Genomic DNA, 12,567 nt, shown 5'->3' with positions numbered 1-12,567 from the left:
AAATTCGGCGAGGAAAAAATGACAGAAGAAAACAAGAAAAAGCCGAATCCGATCGACATCCACGTCGGAAGCCGCATCCGGCTTCGCCGCAATATGCTGGGAATGAGCCAGGAAAAACTGGGTGAAAACCTCGGCATAACGTTCCAGCAGATCCAAAAGTACGAAAAGGGCACCAATCGCGTCGGCGCCAGCCGTTTGCAGGCAATCGCCTCCATACTCGGCGTCCCCGTCGCCTTCTTTTTCGAGGATGCGCCCGGTCAGGAGCCCGTGGGCAACCGTGGATTTGCCGAGGATGCTTCGATGACCTCCGCCGTCGAATTCTGCGGCAGCCCGGAAGGCCTCCAGCTGAATCGCGCCTTCGTCAAGATCGCCGACGTGAAAGTGCGCCGCAAGATCATCGAGCTGGTGAAGTCGCTTTCCACCGACGAAGTCGATTGACTGGCCCGTGAAGAGTTCAACAAGGAAGGGGTCGCCGTAGCTGGGCATGCAATTTCTCGCGGCTGCGCGCATTGAGGGATGTTCATTCCGCAGATGCGCTGAAGCGCAGGTCGATTTCGCTCGACACGCTTCCTCGAAGCCGTTTTCCTCAGTCTGTTGGTGCAAGGGCTGATCGCAGTGCGCCCTGCCGCCGTCTCGGGATGCAAAGATAATAACGTCAAAATTCATGCCAGAACGGCTGCATGGCTTGACGAGCGACGCCCGGCACCGTTAACAACTGGCGCGCCAAAATCGGCGGCCTGCCGATATTTTTTTCAAGAGGGGACACCCGTGACGCGGCACAATTACTTCTTCACCTCGGAATCCGTTGCCGAGGGCCATCCCGACAAGGTCTGCGACCGCATCTCCGACGAGATTGTCGATCTCGTCTATCGCGAAGCCAGAAAGACCGGCATGGACCCGTGGAAGGTCCGCGTTGCCTGCGAGACGCTTGCGACGACCAATCGCGTTGTCATCGCCGGCGAGGTGCGCGTCCCCGAGACGCTGCTCAAGAAGGACAAGGAGGGCAACGTCCTGAAGGATGCGGCCGGCCATCCGATTGTCAACCCGGCCAAGTTCAAGTCGGTCGCTCGCAAGGCGATCCGCGAAATCGGCTACGAGCAGGCCGGTTTCCACTGGAAGACAGCCAAGATCGAGGTCCTGCTGCACGGCCAGTCGCCGGATATCGGCCAAGGCGTCGATAACGCCTCCGACCGGCAAGGCGAGGAGGGAGCCGGCGACCAGGGCATCATGTTTGGCTATGCCTGCCGCGAAACCCCGGACCTGATGCCGGCGCCGATCTATTACAGCCACAAGATCCTCGAATTGCTGGCGGCTGCGCGCCATGAAGGCAGCGGTGATGCCGGCAGGCTCGGGCCGGATGCCAAGAGCCAGGTCACCGTCCGCTATGTCGACGGCAAAGCGGCGGAAGTGACGCAGATCGTGCTGTCGACCCAGCATCTCGATGAGACGTGGGATTCGAAGAAGGTGCGCAACGTCGTCGAGCCCTATATTCGCGAAGCACTGGGCGACCTGAAGATTGCCGACAATTGCAACTGGTATATCAATCCGACCGGCAAGTTCGTCATCGGCGGGCCTGATGGCGACGCCGGCCTGACCGGCCGCAAGATCATCGTCGACACTTATGGTGGGGCTGCGCCTCATGGCGGCGGCGCTTTTTCTGGCAAGGACACCACCAAGGTCGACCGCTCGGCGGCCTATGCGGCGCGTTATCTCGCCAAGAACGTGGTTGCCGCAAAGCTCGCCGATCGCTGCACCATCCAGCTTTCCTATGCGATCGGTGTCGCCCAGCCGCTGTCGATCTACGTCGACCTGCACGGCACCGGCAAGGTCGACGAGGCAAAACTCGAGCGTGCACTGCGCGCCGTGATGGACCTGTCGCCGTCCGGCATCCGCCGCCACCTCGATCTCAACAAGCCGATCTATGCCAAGACGTCGTCCTACGGCCATTTTGGCCGCAAGGCCGGCCGCGACGGATCCTTCTCCTGGGAGAAGACCGATCTCGCCAAGGCGCTCAAGGACGCTCTCGCCGAACCGGTCGCCGAAGCAGTCGCCGCCTAACCGCGGCGCCTATGGATCCGAAGGACCGGCCAAGCCGTGCGACCGAGGCCTTTTTCGGTCGCCGGCGCGGCAAGACCATTCGACCACAACAGGCAGCGGCGCTGGAGAGCGGCTTCGCCGCCTACAGGCTCGATCTGACGGTTGAACCGCCGGCCGACTTGCGCAGCCTTTTCGAAGCCGAAGTTTCGGCTGTCCAGCTCGAAATCGGTTTTGGCGGCGGCGAACATCTTCTGCACCGTGCTACGGCCAGCCAGGCGACCGGCTTTATCGGCGTCGAGCCTTTCGTCAACGGCATGGCCAAGATGATGATGGCGGTCCGGGAGCGGCCGCTTGCCAATCTGCTCGTCTATGACGACGACGCCACACGTCTGCTGGACTGGCTGCCGCAGGCTTCGCTTGACGGCATTGATCTTCTCTATCCGGATCCGTGGCCGAAGAAGAAGCACTGGAAGCGGCGCTTCGTCAGCCCGGTCAATCTCGACCGCTTCGCGCGCGTCCTGAAGCACGGCGGAAAGTTCCACTTTGCGTCCGATATCGATAGCTATGTGAACTGGACGCTCCTGCATTGCCGGGCGCACGACGCCTTCACGTGGCAGGCAAGCGAAGCAGCCGACTGGCACCGGCCCTATGATGGCTGGCCGGGGACGCGCTATGAGGCCAAGGCCATTCGCGAAGGCCGACGGCCCGCCTATCTCACCTTCGTGCGGAAATAAGCGGGAAAGTAGAGCTGAGCACAAGGCGAGCGGGCCGAAGGCTCTCGGCGCTCACTTGGCTCAGAAGCGACGGATCTTGTCGAAGGCTGCCGGCTCCATGCCGAGATTGCGCAGATCATGCGCACGCGGCTTGCGACCGCTTTCCACAGCCCGCGACGCGGCTACGGCGCTGCCGAACACGCTAAAGACATCGCCTATGGCTGAAAAAAATCCACGATTGTTCATGATGGTACCCTTTTGAGCGCAGTGAGCGCTCCAATTGTGCAATGCAACATAGATAGTCGTGTGTGGCCGGTGCTCAAAGGGGGATCACTGCATGGGCGCCATGCATTTGGCGCAGCGCTGCGGACTCGGAGCCTTGCCGTCATGCAGGACGGGCTTGAAACGAGGACCACGATCGTCTATATGAGCTTCAAATTCTTGGTCGCTATGACGAAGAGTGGGTCCACCCGGTCCCGCTCTTTTTTATTACCTGCCGACCAACAGAAATCGAGTGACAGGACCGAATGACAGTGACGGCAAGCGAAGGCGACGACCGCATCATCCGCGAAAGCGGCATCGATGCGCGCATCGCGCTGATCGTTCAGCCGGTACTGCGCGCCATTGGTTTCCGCTTGGTACGTGTGCACCTGTCGGGCCAGAACGGGCTGACGCTGCAGATCATGGCCGAGCGCGAAGACGGCACCATGACGGTCGAGGATTGTGAAGAGGTCAGCCGGGCGGTGTCGCCGGCGCTCGATGTCGATGATCCGATCGAGAAGGCTTATCATCTCGAAGTGTCGTCGCCGGGCATCGACCGGCCGCTGGTCCGCAAATCGGACTTTGCAGCCTGGACCGGCCATCTGGTGAAGATGGAAACATCGGTTCTCGTCGCCGACCGTAAGCGCTTCAAGGGCAAGATCGCCGAAAGCGACGCGGACGGTGTGCTGATCGAGCGTGACAAGGCCGCTTACGGCGAGGAGCCGACGGTACGTGTTCCCTACGATGCGATTGCCGAAGCGCGGCTGATTCTGACCGACGACCTTATCCGCGATGCGCTCTCGAAGGACAATCGGGCGCGCAAGGAAGCCAGGAAACGCCGCGGCGAACCCGAAGACGCACCAGAGGGTGCGGAAGACGAAACCGAACAGGAAATGTGATTGGGCTGCCGGCCGTAAAGGTCGGCAACAAGCTCGGGAGAAAGAAGATGGTTGTAAGCGCCAACAGGCTTGAACTGCTGCAGATCGCCGATGCGGTCGCGCGTGAAAAGTCGATCGACAAGTCGATCGTCATCGCCGCCATGGCCGATGCGATCCAGAAGGCCGCGCGCTCGCGCTACGGCCAGGAAACCAATATCCGCGCCGACATCAATGCCAACACCGGCGAGATGAAGCTGCAGCGGCTGATGGAAGTGGTCGAGAAGGTCGATGACTACGCGACGCAGATTGCCATTTCCTCGGCGCGCGAGCGCAATCCGGACGCCCAGCTCGGCGATTTCATTGCCGAACAGCTACCGCCGATGGATTTTGGCCGCATCGCCGCCCAGTCCGCCAAGCAGGTCATCGTGCAGAAGGTGCGCGAGGCCGAGCGCGACCGGCAATATGACGAATACAAGGACCGTATCGGCGAGATCGTCAACGGCACCGTCAAGCGCGTCGAATACGGCAACGTCATCGTCGATCTCGGCCGCGGCGAAGCGATCATCCGCCGCGACGAGCTGATTCCGCGCGAAAACTACAAGTATGGCGATCGCGTCCGTGCCTATGTCTATGACGTGCGCCGCGAACAGCGCGGCCCGCAGATCTTCCTGTCGCGCACCCATCCGCAGTTCATGGCGAAGCTGTTCACCATGGAAGTGCCGGAAATCTACGACGGCATCATCGAGATCAAGTCGGTCGCCCGCGATCCGGGTTCGCGCGCCAAGATCGCTGTCATCTCGCGCGACAGCTCCATCGATCCGGTCGGTGCCTGCGTCGGTATGCGCGGCAGCCGCGTCCAGGCGGTCGTCGGTGAATTGCAGGGCGAGAAGATCGACATCATTCCGTGGTCGCCTTCGGCGGCGTCCTTCATTGTCAATGCATTGCAGCCGGCGGAAGTCGCCAAGGTCGTGCTCGACGAGGATGCCGAGCGCATCGAGGTCGTCGTTCCCGACGATCAGCTGTCGCTGGCCATCGGCCGCCGCGGCCAGAACGTCCGTCTTGCCTCGCAGCTGACCGGCTGGGATATCGACATCCTGACCGAGCAGGAAGAGAGCGAACGCCGCCAGAAGGAATTCGTCGAACGGTCGTCGCTGTTCATGGAAGCCCTCGACGTCGACGAGATGGTCGGCCAGGTGCTCGCTTCCGAAGGCTTCACCAGCGTCGAGGAGGTCGCGTATGTCGACTCCGGCGAAATCGCGTCGATCGACGGCTTCGACGAGGACACGGCTTCGGAAATCCAGACTCGCGCCCGCGAATATCTGGAGAAGATCGAAGCCGAGCATGACGAGAAGCGCAAGGCGCTCGGCGTCAAGGACGAGCTGCGCGAGATTCCCGGCATCACCACCGCCATGATGGTGACGCTCGGCGAGGACGGCGTGAAGACGATTGAGGATTTCGCCGGCTACGCCGCCGACGACCTGACCGGTTGGAAGGAACGCAAGGACGGCGAGACGAAGGTATTCCCGGGTGTGCTCGCCAACCACGGCGTATCACGCGCCGATGCCGAGCAGATGGTCCTGGCCGCTCGCCTGAAGGCTGGCTGGATCACCGAAGACGAGCTTGCCGCCGAGGGCGTGCCGGCTGACGAAACCGTCGGTGCGTGAGGTGAAACCGCATCGCACCGAACCCGCCCTTGGACGAGATGAACGATCGCACCTGCATCGTCACCCGCAGGCAAGCCGAACCGGATGAACTGATCCGTTTCGTCGTCGGCCCGGATTCGGCCGTCGTTCCGGACATCAAGAGAAACCTGCCCGGCCGCGGTTGCTGGGTGACGGCCGACCGCCTACATATAGAAAAGGCAGCGGCCAAAAACCTGTTTGCCCGTGCTTTTAAGGCGCAGGTGAGCGTGCCGGCCGATCTTGGCGGCATGGTCGACGCGCTGCTTTCCAGGTCCGCTCTGGGCATGCTTGGCCTGGCCCGCAAGGCGGGCGCCACAGCGCTCGGAGCGACCAAGGTCGAGAGCGCCGTGCGCGGCGGACTTGCACTTTTCGTGCTCCACGCGACCGAGGCTTCCGACGATGGCGTCCGCAAGATAAGCCAGGCGCGACGGGCAACCGTCCACCTCGGCGGGCCTGCGATCCGCGCTTACAAACTTTTCTCCGAGGCCGAGTTGAGCTTGGCATTGGGGGGTACAAATGTGATACATGCTGCCGTCCTCGCGGGAGACGCGGGCAGGGCGGTCCAGAAGCGCATGGTTGCGCTCGACCGATATCGGGGCGGTTCCCCGGACGATCTGGCAATGCTTGCGGCCGTTGCTGACGAAGATGATGCCGCAGAGGATATGGAATGAGCGATACGAAATCGGGCGACGACAAGACGCTGAGTGTTACGCCGAAGAAGACCTTGACGCTGAAGCGCCCCGGTATGGAACAGGGCACGGTGCGCCAGAACTTCTCACACGGCCGCACCAAGTCGGTGGTCGTCGAGACCAAGAAGCGCAAGTTCTCGCTGCCCGGCGACAAGCCGGAGCCGGCGGCAGCGCCTGTGTCCGTCTTCACGCCGAAGCCGGTCGCGGCAGCGCCCGCCGTGCAGGAAGCTCCCAAGGCGCCTCCCCCTCCGCCGCCGGTCGAACGCGGCGGCATGGTGCTGAACGAGTTGTCGCGCCAGGAAATGGAAGCACGCCGCCGGGCTCTCGAGGGCTCGAAGGTCCGCGATGTCGAGGATCGCCAGCGCGCCATCGAGGAAGCCAAGCGCCGCAGCGAGGACGAAGAGCGCCGCCGCCGCGAGCGCGAGGAATCGGCTCGCCGTCAGGCCGAGGAAGAGGCACGGCTGCAAGCCGAGGCCGAATCCCGCCGCCGTGCCGAGGAAGAGGCGCGCCGCCGTGCGCCGCTCGCCGCCGAACTGGCAACAGTCGATGACGAGGAAGAGGTCAAACCGAAGCGGACCGGTGCCGGCGCACCAGTGCGCCGTCTGGTCACGCCGGAAGTGGCGCGTCCGGCCAAACCGACCAAGGGCGAGGAAGACCGCCGCCGCGGCAAGCTGACGCTGAATTCGGCGCTTTCCGACGAGGATGCGCGCGCCCGCTCGCTCTCGTCGATGCGCCGCCGTCAGGAGAAATTCAAGCGCGCGTTGCATAACGAGCCACGCGAGAAAGTCATGCGTGAAGTGATCCTGCCCGAAACCATCACCATCCAGGAGCTGGCGCAGCGCATGTCCGAGCGCGCTGTCGACGTGGTCAAGTTCTTCATGAAGCAGGGCCAGATCCTGAAGCCTGGTGACGTCATCGACGCCGACACGGCCGAACTCGTCGCCACCGAATTTGGCCACACGGTCCGCCGCGTCGCCGAGTCCGACATCGAAGAGGGCTTGTTCAACATCGCCGATCGTCCCGAGGACCTGCAGCCGCGTCCGCCGGTGGTAACGATCATGGGCCATGTCGATCACGGCAAGACCTCGTTGCTCGATGCCATCCGCAATGCCAACGTCGTCTCCGGCGAGGCCGGCGGCATTACCCAGCATATCGGCGCCTATCAGGTCGAGAAGAACGGTCACAAGGTTACCTTCATCGACACGCCCGGCCACGCCGCCTTCACGGCGATGCGTGCCCGCGGTGCCCAGGCGACCGATATCGCCATCCTCGTGGTGGCAGCTGACGACAGCGTCATGCCGCAGACGATCGAATCGATCAATCACGCCAAGGCGGCCGGCGTTCCGATCATTGTGGCGATCAACAAGATCGACAAGCATGACGCCGACCCGCAGAAGGTGCGTTCGGAACTGCTGCGCCACGAGGTGTTCGTCGAATCCATGGGCGGTGAGGTGCTGGATGTCGAGGTGTCGGCGACCAAGGGCATCAATCTCGACAAGTTGCTCGAAGCGATCCTGCTGCAGGCCGAAATCCTCGACCTGAAGGCCAATCCGGACCGCACCGCCGAAGGCGTGGTCATCGAAGCCCAGCTCGACAAGGGCCGCGGCCCAGTCGCTACCGTGCTGGTGCAGACCGGCACGTTGATGCCGGGCGACATTCTCGTCGCCGGCAACGAATGGGGCCGGGTACGCGCGCTCGTCAATGATCGCGGCGAGCAGGTCAAGGAAGCGCCGCCGGCAATGCCGGTGGAGGTGCTCGGCCTGCAAGGCACGCCGCAGGCCGGCGACCGCTTCGCCGTGGTCAACAACGAGGCCCGCGCCCGCGAGATCACCGAATATCGCCAGCGTCTGGCGCGTGAGAAGGCGGTGGCCAGGCATGCCGGCCAGCGCGGCTCGCTTGAACAGATGATGTCGCAGTTGCAGACCAGCGGATTGAAGGAATTCCCGCTGGTCATCAAGGGCGACGTGCAGGGCTCGATCGAGGCGATCAACGCCGCGCTCGACAATCTCGGCACCGACGAGGTGCGTGCGCGCATCGTCCATGCGGGGGCTGGCGGCATTACCGAAAGCGACGTGTCGCTGGCGGAAACTTCGGGGGCTGCGATCATCGGCTTCAACGTTCGCGCCAATGCGCAGGCCCGCGCAGCCGCGGCTGCGGCCGGCATCGAGATCCGCTACTATTCGATCATCTACAATCTGGTCGATGATGTGAAAGCGGCGCTCTCCGGCCTGCTCTCGCCGGAGCGTCGCGAGACCTTCATCGGCAATGCCGAGATCCTCGAGATCTTCGACATCACCAAGGTCGGCAAGATCGCCGGCTGCCGTGTCACCGAAGGCAAGGTCGAGCGTGGTGCGGGCGTGCGCCTGATCCGCGACAACGTCGTCATCCACGAAGGCACGCTGAAGACCCTGAAGCGCTTCAAGGACGAGGTTTCGGAAGTTCCGGGCGGCCAGGAATGCGGCATGGCCTTCCAGAACTACGAGGACATGCGCGTCGGTGACGTCATCGAGTGCTTCCGCGTCGAGATGGTGACCAGGACGCTATAAAGCGCTTGGCACCGATATGGGCCAGGACGTTCCAAATTTGGAAGGTATGTTCCCTCTATGGGAGTATACCTTCCAGACAAATGATACGCAGCTTAAACGTGCTGCGCGTTCGTTTTCCGATCTGAGGTATGGTCGATCCAGGCGTTGGATTCTTACAGGGCTTGCTTGGCTGATTTTGATAGCCGCAATTCTTTTGATTATCTGGACATCTGCGTTGGCCGTCGCTCTGCTGGAGTACCTTGCAAAGGGCGTGGTTTCCAGTGAGACAATTTACGTTCTGGCCCCAATTGCTATGGGGGCAATATATATAATAACAGCTCGTAGTTTTTTGGTTCCTTTAAAAAGGAAGGCAAATAATAAGAAGCTTGGCAATATCGCTGAATCGGTTAAGATTTTCGACGGGTATATTATCCAGTTTTTGGACGAGAGCTCGATAAAGAATCGAAAGATAGAACGGATGCATCTCAGCAACGATTATTTATTCTTCGTTATTGACGACGGCACCCGTTTCGTTTTTGTCCCGAGAGATGTCGTTACCGCCGATGCGCTTGCGAAAATAATAATCTGGGTAGCTGACGCTCGGTCATAGAATGAGGACCAATTAACGCAGGTTCCCAAGGGTAGCCAAGCCAGTTCAACAGCGCTAAGTGGGCGGCTTGAGGCGGTTCGAACCCGCGCGAAGGAAGAATTTTTATGCCTAGACCATCAACGGCTGGCCCATCCCAGCGCATGCTGCGTGTCGGCGAGCAGGTGCGCCATGCGCTGTCCGAGACCTTGCAGCGCGGCGAGATCCTCGATCCGCTGATCGAGAACACGGTGGTTTCGGTCTCGGAAGTGCGCATGTCGCCCGATCTCAAGATCGCCACCGCCTTCGTTTCGCCGCTCGGCGCCAAGGATGCCGGGGCGGTGATCGAGGCGCTCAACAAGCATGCGAAGTTCGTGCGCGGCCGCGTCTCCGGCGCGCTGCGCCAGATGAAGTACATGCCGGAATTCCGCTTCCGGCTCGACACCAGCTACGACAATTTCCAGAAGATAAACGAGTTGCTGCACTCGCCCGAAGTGGCGCGCGATCTCGACCCCGACGACAAAGACAAAGACGACAGGAAGGACAGCGAATAGTGGCGCGTCGCGGCAAGAAGAAGGGCCGGCCGATCTCGGGCTGGCTGGTGCTGGACAAGCCGGTCGGCATGGGCTCGACTGAAGCCGTCTCCAAGATCAAATGGCTGTTCCAGGCGGAAAAGGCCGGCCATGCCGGCACGCTCGACCCGCTGGCGTCCGGCATGCTGCCGATCGCGCTCGGCGAAGCGACCAAGACCGTGCCATACGTCCAGGACGGCGCCAAGGTCTACCGCTTCACGGTTGCCTGGGGCGAGGAGCGCTCGACCGACGACCTCGAAGGCCCGGCGACCAAAAGCTCGGACCGCCGTCCGGCGGAAGCCGACGTACGGGCGCTGCTTTCGAAATATACCGGCGTCATCATGCAGACGCCGCCGCAATTTTCGGCGATCAAGATCGCCGGCGAGCGCGCCTACGACCTTGCCCGCGATGGCGAGACGATCGACATTCCGGCACGCGAGGTCGAGATCGGCCGGCTCGATCTGGTCGAGCACATGGCCGATCGCACCATCTTCGAGGTCGAATGCGGCAAGGGCACCTATGTCCGCTCGCTGGCGCGCGACATGGGCCGCGACCTTGGCTGCTTTGGTCACATCGCCGAGCTGCGGCGGGTCGAGGTCGAGCCGTTCACGCAGGAAGATTTCGTTACCCTGGCCGAGCTGGAAGCCGCCCGCTTCGGCGAGCAGGGCGAGCCGCAAGCAGCAGACGCCCCGATCGACTTCGGTGCCATCGATGCACTTCTGGTCGACACCGCCGCCGCGCTCGAATGCCTGCCGCAGGTCGCGATCAGCGATGATGCGGCAACCAAAATCCGCCTCGGCAATCCGGTCATCATTCGCGGCCGTGACGCGCCGGTAGAAGCGGAGGAGGCCTGCGCCACCGCGCGCGGCAAGCTGGTCGCCATCGGCGCCATCGAGCAAGGCATGTTCAAGCCAAAGCGGGTCTTTATCGGGTAACAGCTGTCTCGCGGCGCATGATCTCCAACCGGATTCTATTTTGGGAAAGGATCATGCGCTAAATCAACAGGGCGACGGCGTCGTTTGCCGTCCGAAGGGATGCGCGGCACCGACGCTGCATTCGAGGGGGCACATGGCAAAGGCTGAGACGGGCAGGAAGCGGGCGGTGCTCAACACACGGCGGCCGCCCGTCGGGGCTTCGCCCGGCACGCTGATCGCCGACCCGGCGGCACGCCGTTCCGAGCTCAGGCTGACATTGATCTCGCCCGAAAAGTTCAAGACCATCGACAATGCCAGCATCGACGACGTCAACACCCATTGCCACAATTGGCCGGTTATCTGGCTCGATTGCACAGGCCTCGCCAACATCCAGCTGATCGAGGAGATCGGCCGGATCTTCAACCTGCATCCGTTGGCGCTGGAAGATGTCGTCAACACCGGCCAGCGGCCGAAGGTGGATTTCTTCGAGGACCATGCCTTTGTCGTCGTCAGGATGATCGACGATGTCACCGCGCATCGCTACGAACAGATCGCCGTCTTCTTCGGCAGGAACTTCGTCGTCACCTTTCAGGAGCGCGAAGGCGACCCGTTCGATCCCGTGCGCAAGCGGATCGCAAGCTCGGTGCCCAACCGCTTGCGCTCGCGCGGCGCCGACTATCTCGCCTATGCTTTGATCGACGCCATCGTCGACAGCTATTTCCCGCCGATCGAGGCTGCCGGCGAATTGGTCGACAGCATTGAGGACCAGATGCTGAACCAGGCGCACAAGCATCAGATGCGGCAGCTTCACGAATTGCGGCGCGATGCCAATGTGCTGAAGGGCGTGCTTTGGCCGATGCGCGACGCGCTGGCGACCATGATCCGCAACGACGTCTCTTATGTGAAGGCCGAAACCAAGATATTTCTGAACGACACGCTCGATCATTCGCTGCGATTGATCGAACTGGTCGAAACCCAGCGCGACATGCTGACCGGCCTGATCGAGATGCACTTGTCGCTCAGCCAGGCGCGCACCAACGACGTCATCAGCTATCTGACGATCGTCTCGGTGATCTTCATGCCGCTTACCTTTCTCGTCGGCGTATGGGGCATGAATTTCGACCCCGACACCTCGCCCTGGAACATGCCGGAGCTGAAAGCCTATTACGGCTATCCCCTGTCGCTCGTCTTCATGGCGCTTGTTGCGGTCGGGCTCTTTGCGTACTTCAAATGGAAGAAATGGCTCTGACTAGGCGGAAGTGCCCGTTTATGCAGCAAAAAGCCGGCTTGTGAATTAGGCTGGCCTTTTTGTCGGAATTGCACTATATGCGCCGCAGCCTCGCGCTTTGACGCGTTGCTTGCACCGGCCCCTGCTGGACGACATCCCGGCTGAGGGCGTCCCGTTTCCTCAAACAGACAAGGAAAAACACGATGTCGATTACTGCCGAACGCAAGAAGGAATTGATGGGCGAATTCGCAACCGCCAAGGGCGATACCGGGTCTCCGGAAGTCCAGGTGGCCATCCTTTCCGAGCGCATCAAGAACCTGACCGACCATTTCAAGGACCACAAGAAGGATAACCATTCCCGCCGTGGTCTGCTCGCTCTCGTTTCCCAGCGCCGCAGCCTGCTTGATTATCTCAAGCGCAAGGACGACGCGCGCTATCAGACGCTGATCGAGAAGCTCGGTCTGCGCCGTTGACGAATTGAC

Annotated in this window: 13 protein-coding genes; 12 read left to right on the top strand and 1 reads right to left on the bottom strand. The window is 61.7% G+C overall.

The genetic code is table 11. The features are described from left to right. Positions 1 to 18 precede the first annotated feature (18 nt). The 3 genes from NKI17_RS02960 (at position 19) to trmB (ending at position 2,771) form a co-directional block, all read left to right on the top strand. Positions 19 to 438 carry a helix-turn-helix domain-containing protein gene (locus NKI17_RS02960; protein ID WP_023676895.1) on the top strand — a complete coding sequence of 140 codons (420 nt, stop codon included), beginning with the start codon at positions 19 to 21 and terminating at the stop codon, positions 436 to 438. Between the two features lie 330 nt (positions 439 to 768). Beyond that, positions 769 to 2,058 carry a methionine adenosyltransferase gene (gene metK, locus NKI17_RS02955; RefSeq protein WP_023676896.1) on the top strand — a complete coding sequence of 430 codons (1,290 nt, stop codon included), beginning with the start codon at positions 769 to 771 and terminating at the stop codon, positions 2,056 to 2,058. An 11-nt stretch (positions 2,059 to 2,069) separates the two neighbouring features. Continuing rightward, positions 2,070 to 2,771, top strand: a complete 702-nt coding sequence (trmB, locus tag NKI17_RS02950) for a tRNA (guanine(46)-N(7))-methyltransferase TrmB (RefSeq protein WP_352576935.1) — start codon at positions 2,070 to 2,072, stop codon at positions 2,769 to 2,771. Positions 2,772 to 2,831: 60 nt separating this feature from the next. On the opposite strand, the gene NKI17_RS02945 is transcribed toward trmB, so the two are convergent. Continuing rightward, entirely contained in the window at positions 2,832 to 2,996 is a 165-nt protein-coding gene (locus NKI17_RS02945; protein WP_352448601.1) for a hypothetical protein, read from the bottom strand. A 281-nt stretch (positions 2,997 to 3,277) separates the two neighbouring features. Here NKI17_RS02945 and rimP point away from each other — a divergent pair, with 281 nt between their 5' ends. From rimP to rpsO, 9 genes are all read left to right on the top strand, one after another. Further along, positions 3,278 to 3,910: a ribosome maturation factor RimP gene (gene rimP, locus NKI17_RS02940; RefSeq protein WP_023676900.1), complete on the top strand. Its 633-nt coding sequence runs from the start codon at positions 3,278 to 3,280 to the stop codon at positions 3,908 to 3,910. A 47-nt stretch (positions 3,911 to 3,957) separates the two neighbouring features. Continuing rightward, entirely contained in the window at positions 3,958 to 5,553 is a 1,596-nt protein-coding gene (gene nusA / locus NKI17_RS02935) for a transcription termination factor NusA (protein WP_023676901.1), read from the top strand. 38 nt (positions 5,554 to 5,591) lie between these two features. Continuing rightward, on the top strand, positions 5,592 to 6,242 hold the full coding sequence (locus NKI17_RS02930; protein WP_352905382.1) for an RNA-binding protein: 651 nt from the start codon (positions 5,592 to 5,594) through the stop codon (positions 6,240 to 6,242). Next, entirely contained in the window at positions 6,239 to 8,806 is a 2,568-nt protein-coding gene (gene infB, locus NKI17_RS02925) for a translation initiation factor IF-2 (RefSeq protein ID WP_352589066.1), read from the top strand. The genes NKI17_RS02930 and infB overlap by 4 nt, the downstream gene beginning before the upstream one ends. Before the next feature lie 16 nt (positions 8,807 to 8,822). Continuing rightward, positions 8,823 to 9,395 carry a hypothetical protein gene (locus NKI17_RS02920; RefSeq protein ID WP_352905381.1) on the top strand — a complete coding sequence of 191 codons (573 nt, stop codon included), beginning with the start codon at positions 8,823 to 8,825 and terminating at the stop codon, positions 9,393 to 9,395. Positions 9,396 to 9,499: 104 nt separating this feature from the next. Beyond that, positions 9,500 to 9,925, top strand: a complete 426-nt coding sequence (rbfA, locus tag NKI17_RS02915) for a 30S ribosome-binding factor RbfA (protein WP_352589072.1) — start codon at positions 9,500 to 9,502, stop codon at positions 9,923 to 9,925. After that, a complete protein-coding gene (gene truB / locus NKI17_RS02910) occupies positions 9,925 to 10,878 on the top strand; it encodes a tRNA pseudouridine(55) synthase TruB (protein ID WP_023676905.1) in 954 nt (317 codons plus the stop codon). Before rbfA ends, truB begins: the two co-directional genes overlap by 1 nt. A gap of 133 nt (positions 10,879 to 11,011) precedes the next feature. After that, on the top strand, positions 11,012 to 12,106 hold the full coding sequence (corA, locus tag NKI17_RS02905; RefSeq protein WP_023676906.1) for a magnesium/cobalt transporter CorA: 1,095 nt from the start codon (positions 11,012 to 11,014) through the stop codon (positions 12,104 to 12,106). Positions 12,107 to 12,246: 140 nt separating this feature from the next. Beyond that, positions 12,247 to 12,558: a 30S ribosomal protein S15 gene (gene rpsO / locus NKI17_RS02900; protein ID WP_280940423.1), complete on the top strand. Its 312-nt coding sequence runs from the start codon at positions 12,247 to 12,249 to the stop codon at positions 12,556 to 12,558. The last annotated feature ends 9 nt before the right edge of the window (positions 12,559 to 12,567 follow it).

Origin of the sequence: Mesorhizobium sp. M0816 (genome assembly GCF_040320005.1) — a bacterium.
GTDB lineage: Bacteria > Pseudomonadota > Alphaproteobacteria > Rhizobiales > Rhizobiaceae > Mesorhizobium.
The sequence above is the reverse complement of the archived record's forward strand: the minus strand, read 5'-3'. Positions and strand labels throughout refer to the sequence as shown.